This is a genomic window from Paracoccus alkanivorans (genome assembly GCF_003697785.1).
GTDB classification, from domain to species: Bacteria; Pseudomonadota; Alphaproteobacteria; order Rhodobacterales; family Rhodobacteraceae; genus Paracoccus; species Paracoccus alkanivorans.
On sequence record NZ_QOKZ01000002.1, the window covers coordinates 157412 to 177447 of the forward strand.

A 20036-nucleotide genomic window follows, 5' to 3' on the forward strand; every position below is an offset into this window, starting at 1 on the left:
CCATGACCACCACCCGCTTCGCCCCCTCGCCCACCGGGCATATCCATGTCGGCAACCTGCGCACCGCGCTGTTCAACTACCTGATCGCCCGCAAGGCAGGCGGCACATTCATCCTGCGCCTTGATGACACCGATAGGGAACGCTCGAAACAGGAATATGTCGATGGCATCCAGCGCGACTTGGAATGGCTAGGCCTGCAATGGGACCGGGTCGAACGCCAGTCGCTGCGACTGGACCGTTACGCCGAGGTGGCGGATAACCTGCGCGCCTCCGGTCATCTTTACGAGGTGTTCGAGACCCCGACCGAGCTGGACCTGAAGCGCAAGAAGCAACTGAACATGGGCAAGCCGCCGGTCTATGACCGCACCGGGCTGAACCTGACGGATGCCGGCAAGGACAAGCTGCGGGCCGAGGGGCGCGACGGCTACTGGCGCTTCAAGCTGGATCACGAGCGGATCGAATGGGCCGATGGCATCCTTGGCGATATCTCGATCGACGCGGCCTCGGTCAGTGATCCGGTGCTGATCCGTGCCGACGGGCAGGTTCTTTATACCTTCGCCAGCAGCGTGGACGACACCGATATGGGCGTGACGAATATCGTCCGCGGCTCGGACCACGTGACCAACACGGCCACCCAGATCCAGATCATCAGGGCAATAGGCGGCACGCCTCCCGCCTTCGCCCATCACAGCCTGCTGACCGGCGCCAAGGGCGAGGAGCTTTCCAAGCGCATCGGCGCGCTCTCGCTTAAGGATCTGCGAGAGGCCGGGGTCGCCCCCGAGGCGCTGCTTTCGCTGATGGCCCGGATCGGTTCGGGCCAGCCGGTCGGACTGGCCAGCCTGGATGAGCTGGCCGAGGAATTCGACCTGTCGCGTTTCGGCGCCTCGCCCACCAAGTTCGATGCCGAGGATCTCTGGCCGTTGACGCGCGAACGCAACCAGTCGCTGCCCTTCGAAACGGTCAGGGACCGCATCGCCGCGCTTGGCGTGCCGGCGGATCAGGCCGAGCGTTTCTGGCGCGTCGCTTCGCAGAACATCACCACGCTGGAGGATCTGGCGGGCTGGTGGCGCATCTGCAGCGAAGGGGCCGAGCCGCTGGTGGATGCCGAGGACGCGGATTTCATCACTGAGGCCATGAAGCTGCTGCCCCCGCCGCCCTATTCGGATTCGACCTGGGGCGAATGGACCGCGAGTGTGAAAGAGGCCACTGGCCGCAAGGGCAAGGGGCTGTTCATGCCGCTGCGCAAGGCGGTGACCGGCCAGGCGCACGGACCGGACATGTCGGAACTGATGCCGCTTTTGCAGGTGATCAGGGCGCGGGGATAACCGTTCCCCTCAATGCTGGGGTTTGGCAGCCGGGCAGGATTTCAGATGAACGGCCGCGGGATCACAGCAAGGGATCCCGCCAGCCCCGCAATATTTTTGTTTTTTGCTGAAATACCAAAATACTGCAGGGTCTTGTTCTTGTATTTTATCGGGCGCCCAACCAATGACCGCCTTTGCCGGGAATGCTTTAGCCGCGCAATATGCCGCCTGTCGCCTTCTGCACCTTGTCGATGATCTTCTGGCTGACAGCCTCGATCTCGGCATCGGTCAGGGTCTTGTCGCGCGGCTGCAGGCGGGCGGTGATGGCGATGGATTTCCTGCCGCCCTCCAGCCCGGTGAACTGGTCGAACACGGTCACGCGCTCGATCAGCGCCTTGTCGGCGCCCGCCGCGGCATTCACCAGCGACAGGGCTTCGACCTGCGGATCGACGACGAAGGCGAAGTCACGTTCGACTGCCTGCAACTCCGAGATATCCAGCGCCGAACGCGTCGCGGCCTTCGCCTTGGGGAAGGGGATATTGGCGATGCGGATGGTGAAGGCCACGGCAGTCCCCTTGACATCCAGTTCACGCAGCACCCGGGGATGGATTTCCCCGAATGTCGCCAGCACGTTGGAGCCAAGGGCGATATTGCCCGCGCGGCCCGGATGCCACCAGCCGTCCAGCTTGCGGTTGATCTGCGCCTTTGCGGGCGCGCCGATTGCGGCCAGCACGGCCTCGGCATCAGCCTTGGCGTCATAGATATCCACTTTGCGGCGAGTGCCGAAAGGATCGCGCGGAGCGGTGGCGCCGACCAGCAGGCCGGTCAGTTGCGTCGCCTGCTCACCGGGTTCTCCGCCGGCAAAGACCGGCCCCATCTCGAACAGCGCCAGATCGGCGAAGCCGCGCGCCTGATTGCGGGCTGCGGCGGCCAGCAGGCCGGGCAACAGATCCGGGCGCAGATGGGTCATCTCGCTGCTGATCGGATTCTCGACCCGCACGGCATCACCGCCACCGCCGAACAGCTCAGCCGCTGCCTGATCGATGAAACTATAGGTGACGCATTCATTATAGCCCAGTGCCGCGGTCTGACGCCGCGCCACGCTTTCGCGCAGTTGCAGAGGCGTCAACACCGGCTTCGGCACGCCGGGCTTCAGGCGCGGCAGCGGCTTGCCCTCCAGCCCGGTGAGGCTGGCGATGCGGGCGATTTCCTCGACCAGATCGGCCTCGCCCTGCACATCGGGGCGCCAGGAGGGAACATGCGCCATGTCACCCTCGAGCCGGAAACCGAGCGCTTCGAGCGTGGCGCGTTGCGTCGCCTCCGGGATATCGAGCCCGACAAGGCTGGCGGTGCGCGACGGATCCAGACGATAAGCGCGGGCGGTATCGGGAATGGCACCGGCGGTCACCACCTCGGATGGCTCGCCGCCACACAGATCCATCACCATCTGCGTGGCCAGATCCAGTCCCTGCAATGTGAATTCCGGATCGATGCCCCGCTCGAACCTGTAACGCGCATCCGAGTTGATCTTGAGCGCGCGGCCTGTCGCGGCAGTGCTGACCGGATCGAAATAAGCCGCTTCGATGAAGACATCCGTCGTGTCCTCCTGCGAACCGGTCGCCGCACCGCCCATGACCCCGGCAATGCTCTCGGCTCCGTTCTCATCACAGATGACCACGGCGCCTGCGGGCATCCGATAGGTCTTGTCGTCCAGCGCAAGGATCTCCTCGCCCTCCCGCGCCGCGCGCAGCGTCAGATCGCCAGAAATCTTTTTTGTATCAAATACATGCAGAGGACGATTCAGGTCATAGGTGAAGAAATTGGTGATATCGACCAGCAGGTTGATCGGGCGCAGACCAATGGCTGTCAGCCGCTTCTGCAGCCAAGCCGGGCTGGGGCCGTTCCTGACCCCGCGCAGCACGCGCCCCGAGAAGAACGGCGCCTTGGCGGCGACCTCCGGGGCGATGGTGACCCCGACCGGACTGGGAAAACCGGGCGTGATGCTTGCCTCGCGCAACGGTTTCAGCCTGCCCAGCCCCCGCGCCGCCAGATCTCGGGCGATGCCGCGAACGCCAAGCGCATCGGGGCGGTTGGGGGTGATCGCGATATCGATCATCGGGTCGATCTTTTCCGGCGCATTCTCCGCCAGCCAGTCCACGAATTTCTGGCCGACCTCCCCCGAGGGCAACTCGATGATGCCGTCATGTTCGTCCGACAGTTCCAGTTCGCGCTCCGAGGCCATCATGCCGTGGCTCTCGATCCCGCGAATCTTGCCGACGCCAAGCGTCACATCGATGCCGGGAACGTAATCGCCGGGTTTCGCAAGCACGACGGTAATGCCTTCCCGCGCGTTTGGGGCGCCGCAGACGATCTGCTTCTCGCCTTCATCGGTCAGCACCCGGCACAGCTTCAACCGGTCGGCATCGGGATGCTGTTCGGCGTGGATCACGCGGGCCAGCGTGAAGGCACCCAACCGCGCAGCGGGATCCGAGACCTCCTCGACCTCCAGGCCAAGATCGGTCAGCGCCTCGGCAATCTGGTCGAGAGTGGCTGTCGTGTCGAGATGCTCTTTAAGCCAGGAAAGGGTGAATTTCATGTCGCAACCGTCCGTTCGGGCCCGCGCCCGCTATGATTTGCCCGGTTCCTAGCGCAAGCCTGCGGGGATTGGTAGGGCCGGACCTCCTTATCGGGCCCGAATTCCCTTTTCCCCTTCTTCTTTGTGCAAATACCTCGCGGGGGGCTCCGGGGGGCGCGAAGCCCCCCGGCCATCGCCATCACATTCCAGCCGCCGCCAGAACCCGGGGGATCACGCGGGCAAGGCGCGCGGCCCATTCATCCTGCCCCGCCTCTGTCGCGATCAGGTCGTTGCGAAGCTCGACAAGCATGTTGGGGCGGCCATGGCGCAATGCGTGACGATCGATCGAATCGCCTTCGAGATGGCCGTTGTAAGGCTGGTTCTCGCCGGTCACCCAACCCTCGTCCCGGCAGGCCTGGACCATGGCGGGGCCAAGCCGGGTGTCCCGATGGGAGTAAAGGATCCCCACCTGCCACGGGCGCGGGGGGCGCCCGCGCAGTTGCGGGGTAAAGCTGTGGACGGCGCATATACAGCGGGACGGGTGCCGCCCGGCAAGCCGCGACAGCGCTTCGTGATAGGGGCGATGCAGGCGGTCGAGGCGGCGTTCCCGCTCGGCCCGGTCGGCCAGCTTGTTGGCGGGAATCACCGTGCCGTCATACAGGCGCATGAGCAGGGTCGGGTCGTCCTCGCTCCGGTTCGGATCGATCACCAGGCGCGAGAAATCGGAAAAGATCGCCGGAGCGTCCAGATTGGCGGCCAGCTTGTCCGCCAGCCCCGCCGCCCCCACGTCATAGGCGATATGACGCGCCATATCCGCCTCGGCGATGCCCAGATCCCCGCCATTCAGCCAGCCGGGCACCCGGTTGGTCGCGTGATCGCAGGTAATCAGCCAGCGCGAGGGCCTGCCCTCGCCCGATATCCAGTATGCGCGTTCCGTCATGCCGTTGTTACCGTTCATGCTAAGCACTGTTTAAGGCAGTCCATATACAGACGCCAGTTGCCGCGAAGCGGCATTTACGCCATAGATAGCGCTAAACCTGATAGGGATTCAGCATGAGACGACATCGCAACGTGAAAATCGTGGCCACACTGGGGCCGGCCTCCAGCAGCAAGGAAATGATCCGTGCGCTGTTCGATGCCGGAGCGGATGTTTTTCGCCTCAACATGAGCCATGGCAGCCACGACGATCACCGCGCGCGTCACGCGGCGATTCGCGAGGTCGAGGCGGAGGTCGGACGGCCCATCGCGATCCTGGCCGATCTGCAGGGGCCGAAACTGCGGGTCGGTCCCTTCGCCGCGGGTGGGCATGACCTGGAAGAAGGCGACAGGTTCCGCTTTGACCTAGACGATGCGCCGGGCGACTCGAAACGCGTGCAACTTCCGCATCCCGAGATTTTCGCCGCGCTTGAACCGGGGGCCGAACTGCTGGTCAATGATGGCAAGGTCGCGCTGCGGGTCGATAGCTGCGACAAGGATTTCGCCGAATGCACGGTCACTGTCGGCGGCACGATCTCGGACCGCAAGGGCGTGAACGTGCCTGACGTGATCCTGCCCCTTGCCGCCCTGTCCGACAAGGACCGGGAGGATCTGGAATTCGCCTGCGAACTGGGCGTGGACTGGCTGGCCCTGTCCTTCGTGCAGCGCGCCGCCGATGTCGAAGAGGCCAAGGCGCTGGTAAAAGACCGCGCGGCGGTGATGTCCAAGATCGAGAAACCCGCCGCAATAAAGGCCTTTGACGAGATCCTCAATGCCTCGGACGGAATCATGGTCGCACGCGGTGACCTGGGGGTCGAGTTGCCGATCCATTCGGTGCCGCCGATCCAGAAGCGGCTGGTTCGCCGCTGCCGCGCCGCCGCCAAGCCGGTGATCGTCGCCACCCAGATGCTGGAATCGATGATCGAAAGCCCGATCCCCACGCGGGCCGAGGTCAGCGATGTCGCCAACGCCATCTATGAGGGCACCGACGCGGTCATGCTGTCGGCGGAAAGCGCGGCAGGCGATTACCCGATCGAGGCGGTCACGACGATGGACAGCGTCGCCCGCTCGGTCGAGGCGGACCCGAATTACCGCAATATCATCGAGGCATCCCGCAGCGCCAAGCTGCACAGCGTCGCCGACGCCATCGTGACCGCCGCCCGCGAGATCGCCGAGACAACCGAGGTCGCCGCGATCTGTGCCTTCAGCCAGTCCGGCACGACGGTCAGCCTCGTTGCCCGCGAACGTCCGCGTGTGCCGATCCTTGCGCTCAGCCCGCTCGAATCGGTCACCCGCCGCATGTGCCTGACATGGGGCACCCATTGCGTCATCACCCCGCGCCTGAACCGCTTCAAGGAGGCGGTGGTGAACGCCACGCGGGCCGCCCGCGATTACGGCTTTGCCGACGAGACTCGGCAGGTGGTGGTCATGGCCGGGGTGCCCTTCAACGTGCCGGGCACGACCAATATCCTGCGCATCGCCCCCTGCGACGAGCGGTTGATTTACGCCACGGATCCGGAATAAGGCTCTGGAGATCAAGAAAGCGGGGGTCCCATGTCCAACCTGTCCGATTATCTGCTGCTGGCCGGTATCGCGCTTTGCGTGATCTCGGTCATCGCCGCAATTGTGCAGCTTCTGCAGACCGAACCGCCACGCGGTGCGGTGATCACGCTGCTGCTGGGGATCGTGCTGACCTTCGCCGGCGCCTATACCGCGCCCAAGCCGTTCCATCCGCAGGACATCCTGTCGGCATGGGCGCGCGTGACAGGGGGCGAAGCCGCGGACGGGGCCGCGGGTGGCGGCACTGCCGAAGAAGGCGAAGCCGCGGCGGAAGGCGAAGCCCCCGCCAACTGAGAGGAACCCGCCTCCCTCTTGCCAAAATCGCCCGGCGCGTCTATACGGCGCGCTTCTATCCGCGTGGCCGGCCTGAATGGCATTGCCGAGTCGCGCGCTCACTCTGACGAAGGAGATGAAAATGCCGAAGATGAAGACCAAAGCGGCCGCCAAGAAGCGGTTCTCGATGACGGCCTCGGGCAAGGTGAAATCCGCTCAGGCCGGCAAGCGGCACGGCATGATCAAGCGCACCACGAAATTCATCCGTGATGCGCGCGGCACCACCGTCCTTTCGGACGCGGATGCCAAGATCGTCAAGAAATACATGCCCTACGCACGCTGATCGAAGGAACTGACAAATGGCACGAGTTAAATCCGGCAAGGTTACCCACGCCCGCCACAAGAAGGTCCTGAAGGCGGCCAAAGGCTATTACGGCAACCGTTCGCGCAATTTCCGCACCGCGACGCAGGCTGTGGACAAGGCGAACCAATACGCCACCCGCGACCGCAAGAACCGCAAGCGCAATTTCCGCGCCCTGTGGATCCAGCGCATCAACGCCGCCGTGCGCCTGGTCGATGCCGACCTGAACTATTCGCGCTTCATCAACCTGCTGTCGAAGGCGGGTGTCGAGGTTGACCGCAAGGTTCTGGCTGATCTGGCGGTGAACGAGCCCGAAGCCTTCGGCGCGATCGTCGAAAAGGCGAAGGCCGCGGCCTGAATTCGTCAAGACGCAAGCAGGCACATGAGGCCCGTCCCCGGACGGGCCTTTTTCATGCGCTTATCACGGATCGATCACCGCTTCGCGCATGACGGGCGATTGTGGCGGGACACGCGGGCAGCTAACCTGCCGCCATGAAACGCATTCTGTATAACCTGATACATGAGCGGCCGATCCTGGCCGTCATCGCCACGCTGGCGATCTTCAACACCGCGCCGGGCGCATTCCTGCATCCGGCAACGGCAGTCTGGGCATTGCTGCCCTTCATCTGGCTTTTCGCGGTGATGATATGGGGCGCCTCTGCCGTGGTGCACCATGCCGAGGCGCTGGCCGATCGCTTGGGCGAGCCCTATGGCACCCTGATCCTGACCCTGTCGGTCGTGGTGATCGAGGTCGCGCTTATCGGTTCGGTCATGCTGTCCGGTGACGGAGGCCCGACACTGGCGCGCGACACGATGTTCGCGGTGCTGATGATCGTGCTTAACGGGTTGGTCGGGCTGGCGCTGCTGCTGGGCGCCCTGCGCCATGGCGAACAAAGCTATAATTTCGCGGGTGCATCGGCATTTCTGACCGTGCTGGTGCCGCTGGCGGTGTTCGGACTGACGCTGCCCGCCTATACGATCTCCAGCCCCGATGACAGTTTCAGCACCGGGCAGGCGCTGTTCTTCTCGGTGGTGACGCTGGCGCTTTACGGTGTTTTCCTGTCGATCCAGACCGTTCGCCATCGCGGCTTTTTCACCGAGGCCGAAGAGCCGCCCCTGCCCAGCCCGGCCAGTCATGCGCATTATGCCACCTGGGCGCATGCCTTTCTGCTGCTGGCGACGCTGTTGCCCATTGTGCTGCTGTCCAAGAAGCTGGCCGGCTTCGTCGATCACGGCATCAACGCGATGAACCTGCCCGGCGCCCTCGGCGGTGTCGTTATCGCGACCATCGTGCTGGCCTCGGAAGGGATGAGCGCGGTGCGCGCCGCATTGGCCAATCGCCTGCAAAGGGCGGTCAACCTGTGCCTTGGCGCGGCCCTGTCCACGATCGGGCTGACAGTGCCTGCCGTTCTGGTGATCGCCCTGACCACCGGGCAGGAAGTGGTGCTGGGGCTTGGCCCGCAGATGCAGGTGATGCTGGCGCTGACCCTGATCGTCTGTGTCCAGACATTCGGCACGAGGCGCACCAATGTCCTGCATGGCGCGGTGCATCTGGTCCTGTTCCTGGCCTATCTCATGCTGGTGCTGGAGCCATGACCGCGCGCGAGCCCGTCAAGGTTCCGCTGACCATGCGCCCGATGGGCATTCTTGGCACAGTGGCGACTGCGCGGCGTAATGTGCTGGAACTGATCCCCGGCATCGCCCTGCGCCAGCCCATCGTGTCGGGCAGAACGGGGCTGCGCTGGCATATGGTGATGGATCCCGAAAGCCTGTGCCATATCCTCAAGGACCGGGTGGAGGATTATCCCAAATCCGTCACCACCAAGCTGATCCTGAATCCGGCCATCGGCGACAGCCTGTTCGTGGCCGAGGGCGCGCATTGGCGCTGGCAGCGCCGCGCCGCCGCCCCGGCCTTTGCCGCCCGCCACATTTCCGCGTTGGGCCCGGTGATGACGGCCGCCGCCGAGGCGTCATGCAGGCGGCTTGCAACGGCAACGGGACCGGTGGACATGTTCACCGAGACCGTCGCGGCGACATTCGAGGTCATCTCAGACGTCACCTTCTCGGGTGGCGGCGGTTTCGACCGCGACGCGGTGCATCATGCCATCGACGGCTATATCGCCCAGACCGCCAAGCTGTCGGTCATGGATGTGTTGGGGCTGCCCGCATGGCTGCCGCGCCCGGGCCGGCTGTTGGCAGGCCAGGGGCTGAAGCGCATGAAGCAGGTCGCCGATCAGGCCATCGCCGAACGGGCCCGGGCTGCTGCCAAGGACGGCCCGCCCGATCTTCTGGATCTGCTGCTGGACGCCGCCGATCCCGAGACGGGACGCAGCATGACCCGCGAGGAACTTCGCGACAACCTGCTGACCTTCATCGTCGCGGGGCACGAGACCACCGCATTGACGCTGGCCTGGGCGCTATATCTCTGTGCCTTCGACCCTTCGGTGCAGGAACGCGCCGCGCAAGAGGCCCGCACGGTCCTGGACGGTCGCGGTGCCACTGCCGGGGATGTCGGCGCCCTGCCCTATATCGGGCGGGTGGTCAACGAGGCGCTGCGTCTCTATCCCCCTGCCGCGTTCCTCTCGCGCACCGCACAAGTGCCTGACCGGCTCTGCGGGCGGGAGGTGCGGCGCGGCGATACCATCGTGTTGCCGATCTACGCGCTGCACAGGCATCACCTGTTGTGGGAGCACCCCGATGCCTTCGACCCCGACCGTTTCGAAACCACGCCCGACCGCTTTGCCTTCCTGCCCTTCGGTGCCGGCCCGCGCATCTGCATCGGCGCCAATTTCGCGATACAGGAGGCAGTCATCATCCTTGCCACATTGCTGAACCGGTTCCGCTTCGATCCCGTGCCCGGCCGGGAACCGCAGCCCCGGATGATCCTGACATTGCGCCCGCATGGGGGTGTCTGGCTGCAGGTTTCCCCGCGGGATGGGCCGATACACGGATAAGCGCATCCCGGCTGCCTTTCACATGCGACCGAGGCTTTCCCATCGCCGCGACAAGTGCTAACCCGAGCCCCGACATGACGCCGAGGCTTTCCGATGGATGATCTGACCCCGCTTCGCCAGCAATGGCTTGACCGTATCAAAACCGCGGCCGATCCCGCCGCCATCGAGGAGGTGCGCCTTGCCGCCCTTGGCAAGAAGGGCGAGATCAGCCTCAGGATGCGCGAGCTGGGCAGGATGACGCCCGAAGAGCGCCAGACCACGGGCCGCGCCCTGAACGAATTGCGGGACGAGATCGACGCGGCCCTGCGCGCCCGCAAGCTGGCGCTGGAAGATGCGGCGCTGGAAGAGCGTCTGGCCGGGGAGTGGCTGGACGTGACCCTGCCGGGGCGGCCCCGGCCACGCGGCACGATCCACCCGATCAGCCAGGTCACCGATGAGGTCACGGCGATCTTCGCCGATATGGGCTTTGCCGTGGCCGAGGGACCGCAGGTCGAAAGCGACTGGTATAATTTCGACGCGTTGAATATCGCGCCCGAACATCCTTCACGGCAGGAAATGGACACGTTCTACATGCATCGCGCCGAGGGCGACAATCGCCCGCCGCATGTGCTGCGCACCCATACCAGCCCGGTGCAAATCCGCGCCTTGCAGGAACAGGGCGCTCCTATCCGGGTGATCGCCCCGGGGCGGGTCTATCGTATGGACATGGACCAGACCCATACGCCGATGTTCCATCAGGTCGAAGGATTGGCCATCGATCGCGACATCTCGATGGCGCAGTTGAAATGGGTGCTGGAGGAATTCTGCCGGAGCTATTTCGAGGTCGATGAGATCGAGCTGCGTTTCCGCGCCTCGCATTTCCCGTTCACCGAACCCTCGGCCGAGGTGGATATCCGCTGTTCCTGGGAGGGCGGGCAGCTCAGGATCGGTCAGGGCGATTCATGGCTGGAAATTCTCGGCTCGGGTATGGTTCATCCTTATGTCCTGCGCTCTGCCGGGGTCGACCCGGACAAATGGCAGGGCTTTGCCTTCGGCATGGGGATCGACCGTATCGCGATGCTGAAATACGGCATCCCCGACCTGCGCGCCTTCTTTGAAAGCGACTTGCGCTGGCTGCGCCATTACGGCTTTGCCGCCGGCGATGTCCCAAGCATAAGCGGCGGCTTGTCCCGGTAACCAGCCGGGGCAGCCCGATCCCTTGCCATGTCGGGCCGCGCGCTCATGCAATACCCCCGGAATCGCCGGATCGAAAACCACTTACACCGGCCCTCCTGTGATGAACCGTAACACCACCGGTCACTGCCGGACCAGGCTCATACGGCGCGATCCTGGCTTACCCGCTTCGACAGCATCTCGTGACTCTCGACCCGTTCCGAATACCTGTCCACCAGATGCGCGCGAATGTCACGGGTCAACAGGGTGAACCGGGTCAGTTCCTCCATCACGTCCACGATCCGGTCATAATAGGGTGAAGCCTTCATGCGGCCCTGTTCGTCGAACTCCTTCCAGGCCTTGGCGACCGAGGACTGGTTGGGGATGGTCAGCAGCCGCATCCAGCGCCCGAGAATGCGCAACTGGTTGACGGTGTTGAAGCTCTGGCTGCCGCCACAGACCTGCATGACGGCCAGCGTCTTGCCCTGGGTGGGCCGCACGCTGCCTAGCGACAGCGGAATCCAGTCGATCTGTGTTTTCATCAGTCCTGACATCGCGCCGTGCCGCTCGGGCGAGGACCAGACCATGCCCTCGCACCAGCCGACCAGTTCGCGCAGCTCGGCGACCTTGGGATGATCCGCCTCCACGGCATCGGCCAGGGGCAGGCCCCGGGGATCGAAAAACCTGATCTCGGCGCCCAATCGCTCCAGGATGCGCCCGGCCTCTTCCGCCGCAAGGCGCGAGAAACTGCGTTGCCTCAGCGAACCGTAAAGAAGCAGGATACGCGCGGGGTGACTGCTGCGGTCTGCCGGAAACAGCGCATCGGGATCGGCAGGACGAAAGCAATCGGGGTTGATATTGGGCAGGTCGGTCATCAAGCTGTCTGATCTTTTGGCTCGGCAGGGCGATCAGGGTTGCGTTTCCGGAAAACGGCTGCGGGTGCGGTTGGCGAAAGCGACCAGCGACAGCATCACCGGCACCTCGACCAGAACACCCACCACCGTCGCCAGTGCCGCGCCCGAATTCAGGCCGAACAGGCTGATCGCGACCGCAACCGCCAGTTCGAAGAAATTCGACGTGCCGATCAATGCGCAAGGCGCGGCGATGCGATGCGGCACCTTCAGCGCGAAAGCCGCGGCATAGGCGATGGCAAAGATGCCATAGCTCTGGATCAGGATCGGCACGGCGATCAGCGCAATCACGAAGGGACGGTTCAGGATCACCTCGCCCTGAAGTCCGAACAGGATCGCGACCGTGGCGATCAGCCCGATGACGGACCAGGGCTTGACCCGTGCAGAGAACGCCTCGATGGCATCTTCGCTTCCAAGAATACGCCGGGTGATCAGCCCCGCGCTCAGCGGCAGCACCACATAAAGCAGGGTCGCCAGCACAAGCGTCTGCCATGGCACGATGATATCGGTGACACCCAGCAGGAAGGCGACGATGGGTGCGAAAGCCACGACCATGATCAGGTCATTCACCGAGACCTGCACCAGCGTATAGGTCGCATCCCCCCGCGTAAGCTGTGACCAGACGAAAACCATTGCCGTGCAGGGGGCGGCGCCCAGCAGAATCAGCCCGGCGATATATTGCGCCGCGTCGTCAGGCGCGATCCAGGCTGCGAAAACATGCTCAAAGAACAATACGGCCAGCACAGCCATGGTAAAGGGCTTGATCAGCCAGTTTACCGCCAGTGTGACCAGCAATCCGCGCGGCTGGCGGGCGACATTGGCGACTGCTCCGAAATCCACGCCGACCATCATCGGATAGACCATCGCCCAGATCAGCACGGCCACGACCAGATTGATCGAGGCGATCTCGGCACTCGCGACCGCTTCGACCAGGCCCGGCGCGACCGCACCGATCACCAGCCCCGCGATCATCGCCAGCGCGACCCAAACCGTCAGATAACGTTCGAAAATCCCGAGGCTGCCGGCCTCGGAAGCGGTCATATCCGTCATTTCATCCTCAATTTTCCGAAGTGCCGCAAGGCGCACAATCGCAGGCGATCTGTTCGAGAACGGGCCGGCAAAGCTCGGGCCGCCCACCGCAGCAATCCTCCATCAGGAAGCTCAGCAGGCGGCGCATGCCCTCGATTTCAGCGAAATAGCGGATCGAGCGGCCTTCCCGTTGCCCGCGGATCAGGCCGGCCTGCGTCAGGATCGTCAGGTTGTTCGACAGCGTGCTGGCCCGCAATTCCAGCGCATCCGCAATTTCACCGGCCGCCAGCCCATCCGGGCCTGCCTGAACGAGCAGGCGGAAGATGTCGATACGCATATCATGCGCCAAAGCCGAGAGGGATACGAGTGCGTCAGACTTTTCCATAATTCATGTAATATCAAAATATAAATCGTCACACAAGACCCGAAAGCGGCAGGCCGGTTTCGAACCCTTGTAATGTTCTCTTTTTGTTCTTATCATGAGATCATGCAATACAGTCTGCCCTTTACGTCATTCAACCGGCTTGCAGCGGTTCACCGATGCCTGACCAAGGCGTTCGGGACACCGCCGGAACATCTGCGGCTTGATCCGGTCAGCCAGATGGTGCTGGCGATGGTCAGCATCAGGACGCGCGATGAAATTTCCGGAGCGGCGTTCCTGCGGCTGGCGCGGCATTGCGGACATTGGGAAGCCTTGGCCCAGATGGCACCGGACGCAATCGAACCCTTGCTTCACGGCGTCACCCATCCGGAACGCAAAGCGAATGCCCTGCCCCGCGCTTTGCGGGAAATCATCGACCGGCGCGGCGCGCTGACGCTTGACTTCCTGGCCGGATGGCCGGTCGGGGCCGCGATTGACTGGCTGGAAAATCTCCATGGCGTCGGCCCCAAGATCAGCGCGGCCACGCTCAATCTCAGCACCCTGCAAAGGCGCGTTCTTGTCGTCGATACGGCTCATTGGCGTGCGGCACGCTGCCTGGGGCTGATCCCTGAAAGGGCGGATCCAGGGCATGCCGCGCGGATGCTCAATCATCTGGCGCCGGATGAATGGGGGGCTGCGGACATGGCGCGGCATTACGCATTGATGAAGCGGTTGGGAAAAACCTGCTGCGTGCAGGCATCCCCCCGTTCCTGCCCGTTCTTTCCCCTTTGCGCCACCTCTCGCCGGTCCGTTTCACGGCAGATGAGGGGTAAGCGCCTTGAGGACGGGCTTCGCGCATGGGCAAGCCGCCATAGCAGCCACTCCGGTCACGGACGCGATATTGCGCCCGGCGGCCTGTCGTGACACCCGGACCGGATTCGGATCATGAGCGCCCCCGGCAGCATAGAGTCCCTGCGCCATCGCATCGCCATACAAGAGCGGTTATCGCCTTCCAGACGGCCTGTCCTGTCTCTTGGCGAAATGAACATGGCATTCGCCGATGGCGGGCTATCCACCGGTGCATTGCACGAGATCGTGCCCGCCAGATCCGGCGATCTCGCGGCCGGTATCGGTTTCGCAACCTGTCTCCTTGCGTCAATCGCAGGGCTGCGGCCGGGCTTTACCCTCTGGGTTCTGCCCATGGATCGCAAGTTCCGGGACGGGACACCCTGTCCAAACGGCCTGACCGCGCTTGGCCTCGACCCGGCCCGCCTGATCCGGGTCGAGGCACGCAAGGGAACCGATATCCTCTGGGCGCTGGAAGAGGGGCTGGCACATCCGGCGCTGAGCGCGGTGATCGGCGTGCTGCCAGGGCGCGACCGAAGCTATGATTTCACCGCCAGCCGCCGCCTTGCCATGCGCGCCGCCAGGCAAGGTGTGACCGCCCTGATCCTGCGTGACAAGACGCATCCGGCCATGTCCACGGCTGCCGAAACGCGCTGGTCGGTCGCCGCCATGCCGGGTGTTCCGGCGCAGCATGCCGGGCCGGTCGGCACGCCGCGATGGCGGCTTGAGCTGACCAAATGCAGGAAAGGAACCCCCGGAAAATGGGAGGTCGAATGGGATCATGAAACGCTTTCTTTCCGTTTTCCTGCCCCGCTGGCCGATCGAACGCCGGCATGGGCGCATGGCTCTTACAACAGCCGATGGGCAAAGGCTTCGTGAGGACGAGCCCTTGGCGCTGATCACGACATCGGAGAGCGGTCAGCATATCACCGCCCTGAACACGGCCGCCCATCACATGGGGTTCCGGCCCGGCATGACGCTGGCCGATGCCCGTGCCATCCATCCGGCGCTGCAAACCGCGCATGCCGACCCTGCCGGCGACGACCGGGCGCTGATCGGGCTCGCCTTGTGGTGCCAAAGCTACAGCCCTTTCACCCGCTCCGATCCTCCTGACGGAATCAGCCTCGACATCACCGGCTGCGCGCATCTTTTCGGCGGCGAGGCCGGAATGATGGAGAAGATGTCGAGGCGGCTGAGCGGTTTCGGCCTTTCGGCCCGGCTTGCCATCGCCCCCACCATCGGCGCGGCATGGGGTCTGGCCCGCCATGCGCCGGACCCTTGCCATATCTCCCACCAACAGGAACTTCACGCCGATCTCGCGCCGCTGCCCGTTGCCGCGCTTCGCCTTTCGCCGGAAACCTGTCAAGCGCTTGAAAAACTCGGCCTGAAGAGGGCCGGCGATCTCATGGACAAGCCCCGCGCCCCTCTTGCCGCCCGTTTCGGACCACGGCTCTTGCGCCGCCTGGACACGGCGATGGGGCATGAAGAGGAAAGCTTCATCCCGCTCGGCCCCCCGGTCTCGCATGTCGCGGAATGCCGCTTTGCCGAACCCGTCATAACCCGGAAGGGAATCGAGATCGCCGTCGAGAGACTGACCCATGATCTGGCGGATATGCTGGAAAAGGCCGGCAAGGGCGCGCGACGGCTGGAATTGCGGCTTTTCCGCATCGATGGCTGGTTCGAAACGCTGCCGCTTGCCACCAGCACCGCCACGCGCGACCCCCGCCATCTCTGCCATCTGCTTTGCGAGCGGCTTGACCGGATCGAGCAGCGGGCGGGTTTCGGTTTCGAGGCGGCACGGCTGAGCGCAGTTCTGATCGAGGACAAGCCCGCGCAGCAGGAGGATATGGATGGCCCCATGCACGGCTCTGGCCGGGACGACATCGCCCCGCTGCTCGACCGGCTCGTCAGCCGTTTCGGCCCGGATCACGTCACCCGCCCCCTGCCCTGTCCCAGCCATATCCCCGAGCGCGCCTTTCGCTTCGTCTCGGTTCTGGAGAAGATCGGCACCCCCGACTGGCCCGCGCATGCCCGGATCGTTCAGGACGGCGCGGATTTCGCGCGTCCGCTTTTGCTGTTCGCCCCGCCCGAACCCATCACCGCCATCGCGGAAGCCCCGGACAGCCCCCCGGCGCGTTTCGAATGGCGGCGCGAACCGCATCGCGTCACCCGCGCCGAGGGACCGGAACGCATCGCCCCCGAATGGTGGCGAGTCCATGAAGGCGCCAGCCGCACGACGCGCGACTATTACCGGGTCGAGGACGAGGCAGGCCATCGTTTCTGGCTTTTCCGCGACGGGCTGTATGACCGCGCCGGGGATGCACCGCGCTGGTTCATTCACGGGATCTTCGCATGAGCGCGTCACCTCCATTCGCCGAACTTGCCGTCACCAGCAATTTCAGCTTCCTGCGTGGCGGCTCGCATCCGGAGGAACTGGTGGCGACGGCTGCGCGGCTTGGCCATGCCGCCATTGGCATTGCCGATCGCAACTCGCTGGCCGGTGCCGTAAGGGCCCATGTAGAGGCAAAGGCGCAGGGTATCCGCCTTGTCGTCGGAGTGCGGCTGGTGCTGATGGAGGGGTTCGAGACGCTGTGCTTTCCGACCGGCCGCGCCGCCTATGGCCGATTGACCCGGCTGCTGACCACCGGCAATCGCCGGGCGCCCAAGGGCGAATGCCATCTTTTCCTCGATGATCTTCCCGCGCTTGAAAGAGGTCATCGCTTCATCGCCATGCCTCCCTATGATTTCGGCGCGGATTTCGAGGCTCATCTGACCCGGCTGGCCACGCTCTTTCCCGGTGCCGTCCATCTTGCGCTGACCCCGTATCGCCGCGCCAATGACCGGGCCCGGCAACAGCGGCTGGCGGCCTTGGCGGATACCAGCGGCACGCCCCTTACCGCGACCAATGACGTGCTTTACCACGCTCCCGCCCGCCGTCCATTGCAGGATCTGCTGACCTGCATCCGCGAGCATTGCACCATCGACGAGGCGGGCTTTCGGCTGGAACGCAATGCCGAGCGGCACCTGAAGGAACCGCAGGAAATGGCCCGGCTGCTGGGCGGTCACGAAGCTGCCGTCGCGCGCTCGGTGGAACTGGCAGAGGCCTGCCGGTTTTCGCTGGATGAGCTGGCACAGGATTATCCGGCGGAATCCGCAGGGCAAAGCGCCACCCCGCAAGAGGAACTGGAACGCCTGACCTGGCTTGGCGCACAGAGACGCTTTCCCATGGGGCCGAGTGACAAGCGGCGCGGCCAGATCGCCAATGAGCTGCGGCTGATCGGGGAACTGAACTATGCCGCCTATTTCCTGACTGTGCATGACATCGTGCATTTCGCCCGCACGCAAGAGCCGCCCATTCTCTGCCAGGGGCGTGGTTCTGCGGCCAATTCCATCGTCTGCTACTGCCTTGGCATCACCTCGGTGGACCCGGACGAGATCGACCTGCTGTTCGAACGGTTCATCTCTGCCGAACGTGGCGAGCCCCCGGATATCGATGTCGATTTCGAGCATGAGCGGCGCGAAGAGGTCATGCAATATATCTATGACAAATATGGCCGCAGCCGCGCCGGGCTGGCCGCGACCGTCATCACCTATCGCAGCCGCAGCGCGATGCGAGAGGCGGGCAAGGCCATGGGCCTGTCGCCGGATGTCGTCGCCGCCATGACCAGCCATGTCTGGGGACGTTCCTCTGACACCCCGGAGTCAGAGCGGATACGCGAGGCCGGGTTGGACCCGGCCGATCCCCGGCTGCGCCAGACGCTGATACTGGCCCGGCAGCTCATCGGTTTTCCGCGACACCTGTCGCAACATGTCGGCGGCTTCGTGCTGACGGATTCGCCGCTGGACGAGATCGTGCCGATTGCCAATGCGGCCATGAAGGACCGCACCATGGTCGAATGGGACAAGAACGATCTCGACGCCCTCGATATCCTGAAGGTCGATGTCCTGTCCCTTGGCATGCTGACCTGCCTGCGCAAGGCCTTTGACCTGCTGCGGGACCATTACGGCGAGGACCGGACGCTTGCCACCGTGCCACGTGATGACGGCCCGACCTATGACATGATCCAGCGGGCCGACACGATCGGCGTGTTCCAGATCGAAAGCCGGGCGCAGATGTCGATGCTGCCCCGCTTGCGCCCCAAGAATTTCTACGACCTGGTCATAGAGATCGCCATCGTCCGGCCCGGCCCTATCCAGGGCGACATGGTGCATCCCTATCTGCGCAGGCGTAGCGGGTTGGAGAAGATCGAATATCCCAAGCCCGAGTTGGAGGAAGTTCTCAGCAAGACTTGCGGTGTGCCGCTGTTCCAGGAACAGGCAATGAAGATGGCCATCGTCGCCGCTGGTTTCTCCCCCGCCAAGGCGGACAGGCTGCGCCGCGCCATGGCCTCTTTCCGGCACACGGGCACCATCGACCGGTTTCGCGAGGATTTCATAAACGGCATGACCGCAAACGGATATGAACCCGATTTCGCCGAGCGCTGCTTCAAGCAGATCGAGGGTTTCAGCGATTACGGCTTTCCCGAAAGCCACTCGGCCAGCTTCGCCCTGCTGGCCTATGCCTCTTCCTGGCTCAAATGCCGTTATCCGGATGTCTTTGCCTGTGCCCTGCTGAATTCGCAGCCCATGGGCTTTTATTCCGCATCCTCCATCATCCGCGATTTCCGCGATCATGGTGGCGAGGTGCGGCCTGCCGATATCAATCACAGTGAATGGGATCACAGCCTGGAGCCGGCGGAGAAACCGGGCTCTGTCCGTTTCGCCCTTCGCCTTGGCCTGCGGCAGATCGAGGGAATGCGCGAGGATACCGCTCGGGCAATCGCGCAGGCGCGCGGCACAGGATTCACGAGCCTGCGCGATCTCTATTTCCGGACGGGGGTAGACATGTTCTCGCTGCGCCGCCTGGCCGAAGCCGATGCCTTCGGCTCTGTCGGGCTTGACCGGCGTGCCGCGCTTTGGGAAGTGCGGGGGCTGGGCGGGCATCAGGGCGCGCGGGCGGCAGCCGAGGACCTGCCGCTCTTTGCTGCCGCGCAGACGCCCGGTGGCGCCTCATTCCAGGCCGAGCAGACCGTCATCCTGCCCCGGCTTTCCCCGGGCGAGCATGTGGTCGAGGATTACAGCACGCTCAAGCTGTCGCTCAAGGCGCATCCAGTATCCTTCCTGCGTCAGCGTCTGGTCAGGCAGCGCGTCCAGCCGAACGGGACATTGGCCGATATCCCGAACGGACAGCCGGTGCGCATAGCGGGCCTTGTCCTTGTCCGGCAGAGGCCGGGCACGGCGAAAGGCACCATTTTCATGACGCTGGAGGATGAAACCGGCATCGCCAATGTCGTCATCTGGAAGAATATCTTCAGGAAATTCCGGCGCATCGTTTTCGGTGCCCGGATGACCGGGGTGGAAGGCGTCCTGCAGAAAGAGCAGGAGGTCATCCATGTGATCGCCCACAGGCTCGTCGACCTGACGCCCGAGCTCATGGACGCCATGGAAGCAGGCGCACAGCCGATGCCCGCGCAAAATCTCTGGCGGCATCCTCGAAATATACGCGTGCTGCCGAAAGGGCGGAATTTCCATTGAACGCCCGCAACCAGCCGAACATTACAGGCCAGAGCAGTTTGCAGTTGATCGGGCTCAGTCGCGAACAGCATCCAGCGATGGCAGGGGCGCTGCCCCCATCCGGCCCATACGGGCCGGCTTCCTCCGGGATATTTGCATGAAGAAGAATGGGCCGGGGTAGA

General features: G+C 64.1%; 17 protein-coding genes. 12 read left to right on the forward strand and 5 right to left on the reverse strand.

The annotated features are described in order from the left end of the window. Nucleotides 1-2: 2 nt before the first annotated feature. The gene (gltX, locus tag C9E81_RS05500) at nt 3-1325 is read left to right on the forward strand and encodes a glutamate--tRNA ligase (RefSeq protein WP_122111321.1); all 1323 of its coding nucleotides are present in this window, start codon (nt 3-5) and stop codon (nt 1323-1325) included. 187 nt (nt 1326-1512) lie between these two features. On the opposite strand, the gene pheT is transcribed toward gltX, so the two are convergent. Both pheT and C9E81_RS05510 read right to left on the reverse strand, forming a co-directional pair. Beyond that, nucleotides 1513-3900 (reverse strand): phenylalanine--tRNA ligase subunit beta, encoded by a 2388-nt coding sequence (pheT, locus tag C9E81_RS05505; protein ID WP_122111322.1) that lies wholly within the window; start codon nt 3898-3900, stop codon nt 1513-1515. Nucleotides 3901-4078: 178 nt separating this feature from the next. Continuing rightward, nucleotides 4079-4819, reverse strand: a complete 741-nt coding sequence (locus tag C9E81_RS05510; RefSeq protein WP_122111323.1) for an N-formylglutamate amidohydrolase — start codon at nt 4817-4819, stop codon at nt 4079-4081. A gap of 113 nt (nt 4820-4932) precedes the next feature. On the opposite strand from C9E81_RS05510, the gene pyk reads away from it, so the two are divergent. The 7 genes from pyk to pheS all read left to right on the forward strand — a co-directional run bounded on the left by pyk (nt 4933) and on the right by pheS (nt 11178). Continuing rightward, nucleotides 4933-6378 (forward strand): pyruvate kinase, encoded by a 1446-nt coding sequence (pyk, locus tag C9E81_RS05515; RefSeq protein ID WP_122111324.1) that lies wholly within the window; start codon nt 4933-4935, stop codon nt 6376-6378. A 30-nt stretch (nt 6379-6408) separates the two neighbouring features. Next, nucleotides 6409-6708: a hypothetical protein gene (locus C9E81_RS05520; protein ID WP_122111325.1), complete on the forward strand. Its 300-nt coding sequence runs from the start codon at nt 6409-6411 to the stop codon at nt 6706-6708. A gap of 121 nt (nt 6709-6829) precedes the next feature. Next, nucleotides 6830-7030, forward strand: coding sequence for a 50S ribosomal protein L35 (gene rpmI / locus C9E81_RS05525; protein WP_122111326.1), 201 nt, complete (start codon nt 6830-6832; stop codon nt 7028-7030). Nucleotides 7031-7046: 16 nt separating this feature from the next. After that, on the forward strand, nt 7047-7406 hold the full coding sequence (rplT, locus tag C9E81_RS05530; protein WP_122111327.1) for a 50S ribosomal protein L20: 360 nt from the start codon (nt 7047-7049) through the stop codon (nt 7404-7406). 134 nt (nt 7407-7540) lie between these two features. Next, entirely contained in the window at nt 7541-8644 is a 1104-nt protein-coding gene (locus C9E81_RS05535) for a calcium:cation antiporter (RefSeq protein WP_122111328.1), read from the forward strand. After that, a complete protein-coding gene (locus C9E81_RS05540) occupies nt 8641-10002 on the forward strand; it encodes a cytochrome P450 (protein WP_122111329.1) in 1362 nt (453 codons plus the stop codon). The genes C9E81_RS05535 and C9E81_RS05540 overlap by 4 nt, the downstream gene beginning before the upstream one ends. Before the next feature lie 93 nt (nt 10003-10095). Further along, nucleotides 10096-11178, forward strand: coding sequence for a phenylalanine--tRNA ligase subunit alpha (gene pheS / locus C9E81_RS05545; RefSeq protein WP_122111330.1), 1083 nt, complete (start codon nt 10096-10098; stop codon nt 11176-11178). Between the two features lie 137 nt (nt 11179-11315). Here the strand turns inward: pheS and arsH are convergent, their stop codons facing one another. The 3 genes from arsH to C9E81_RS05560 are packed head-to-tail and all read right to left on the reverse strand — an operon-like array spanning nt 11316 to nt 13479. Further along, the gene (gene arsH / locus C9E81_RS05550) at nt 11316-12029 is read right to left on the reverse strand and encodes an arsenical resistance protein ArsH (RefSeq protein ID WP_122111331.1); all 714 of its coding nucleotides are present in this window, start codon (nt 12027-12029) and stop codon (nt 11316-11318) included. Nucleotides 12030-12062: 33 nt separating this feature from the next. After that, nucleotides 12063-13115 carry an ACR3 family arsenite efflux transporter gene (arsB, locus tag C9E81_RS05555; RefSeq protein ID WP_122111332.1) on the reverse strand — a complete coding sequence of 351 codons (1053 nt, stop codon included), beginning with the start codon at nt 13113-13115 and terminating at the stop codon, nt 12063-12065. 7 nt (nt 13116-13122) lie between these two features. Then, nucleotides 13123-13479: an ArsR/SmtB family transcription factor gene (locus C9E81_RS05560; RefSeq protein WP_122111333.1), complete on the reverse strand. Its 357-nt coding sequence runs from the start codon at nt 13477-13479 to the stop codon at nt 13123-13125. A 102-nt stretch (nt 13480-13581) separates the two neighbouring features. Here C9E81_RS05560 and C9E81_RS05565 point away from each other — a divergent pair, with 102 nt between their 5' ends. From C9E81_RS05565 to C9E81_RS05580, 4 genes are read left to right on the forward strand one after another with little or no spacing between them, the layout of a single operon-like run. After that, entirely contained in the window at nt 13582-14379 is a 798-nt protein-coding gene (locus tag C9E81_RS05565; RefSeq protein WP_147457564.1) for an endonuclease III domain-containing protein, read from the forward strand. 21 nt (nt 14380-14400) lie between these two features. Next, a complete protein-coding gene (locus C9E81_RS05570) occupies nt 14401-15180 on the forward strand; it encodes an ImuA family protein (protein WP_122111335.1) in 780 nt (259 codons plus the stop codon). Then, nucleotides 15143-16657 (forward strand): Y-family DNA polymerase, encoded by a 1515-nt coding sequence (locus C9E81_RS05575; RefSeq protein WP_122111336.1) that lies wholly within the window; start codon nt 15143-15145, stop codon nt 16655-16657. The genes C9E81_RS05570 and C9E81_RS05575 overlap by 38 nt, the downstream gene beginning before the upstream one ends. Continuing rightward, nucleotides 16654-19875 (forward strand): error-prone DNA polymerase, encoded by a 3222-nt coding sequence (locus C9E81_RS05580; RefSeq protein WP_122111337.1) that lies wholly within the window; start codon nt 16654-16656, stop codon nt 19873-19875. The genes C9E81_RS05575 and C9E81_RS05580 overlap by 4 nt, the downstream gene beginning before the upstream one ends. Nucleotides 19876-20036: the final 161 nt, after the last annotated feature.

Coding starts and splice junctions, on each gene's coding strand:
- gltX (WP_122111321.1), top strand. CDS start 3: ATGACCACCACCCGCTTCGCCCCCTCGCCCACCGGGCATATCCATGTC.
- pheT (WP_122111322.1), bottom strand. CDS start 3,900: ATGAAATTCACCCTTTCCTGGCTTAAAGAGCATCTCGACACGACAGCC.
- C9E81_RS05510 (WP_122111323.1), bottom strand. CDS start 4,819: ATGACGGAACGCGCATACTGGATATCGGGCGAGGGCAGGCCCTCGCGC.
- pyk (WP_122111324.1), top strand. CDS start 4,933: ATGAGACGACATCGCAACGTGAAAATCGTGGCCACACTGGGGCCGGCC.
- C9E81_RS05520 (WP_122111325.1), top strand. CDS start 6,409: ATGTCCAACCTGTCCGATTATCTGCTGCTGGCCGGTATCGCGCTTTGC.
- rpmI (WP_122111326.1), top strand. CDS start 6,830: ATGCCGAAGATGAAGACCAAAGCGGCCGCCAAGAAGCGGTTCTCGATG.
- rplT (WP_122111327.1), top strand. CDS start 7,047: ATGGCACGAGTTAAATCCGGCAAGGTTACCCACGCCCGCCACAAGAAG.
- C9E81_RS05535 (WP_122111328.1), top strand. CDS start 7,541: ATGAAACGCATTCTGTATAACCTGATACATGAGCGGCCGATCCTGGCC.
- C9E81_RS05540 (WP_122111329.1), top strand. CDS start 8,641: ATGACCGCGCGCGAGCCCGTCAAGGTTCCGCTGACCATGCGCCCGATG.
- pheS (WP_122111330.1), top strand. CDS start 10,096: ATGGATGATCTGACCCCGCTTCGCCAGCAATGGCTTGACCGTATCAAA.
- arsH (WP_122111331.1), bottom strand. CDS start 12,029: ATGACCGACCTGCCCAATATCAACCCCGATTGCTTTCGTCCTGCCGAT.
- arsB (WP_122111332.1), bottom strand. CDS start 13,115: ATGACGGATATGACCGCTTCCGAGGCCGGCAGCCTCGGGATTTTCGAA.
- C9E81_RS05560 (WP_122111333.1), bottom strand. CDS start 13,479: ATGGAAAAGTCTGACGCACTCGTATCCCTCTCGGCTTTGGCGCATGAT.
- C9E81_RS05565 (WP_147457564.1), top strand. CDS start 13,582: ATGCAATACAGTCTGCCCTTTACGTCATTCAACCGGCTTGCAGCGGTT.
- C9E81_RS05570 (WP_122111335.1), top strand. CDS start 14,401: ATGAGCGCCCCCGGCAGCATAGAGTCCCTGCGCCATCGCATCGCCATA.
- C9E81_RS05575 (WP_122111336.1), top strand. CDS start 15,143: ATGGCTCTTACAACAGCCGATGGGCAAAGGCTTCGTGAGGACGAGCCC.
- C9E81_RS05580 (WP_122111337.1), top strand. CDS start 16,654: ATGAGCGCGTCACCTCCATTCGCCGAACTTGCCGTCACCAGCAATTTC.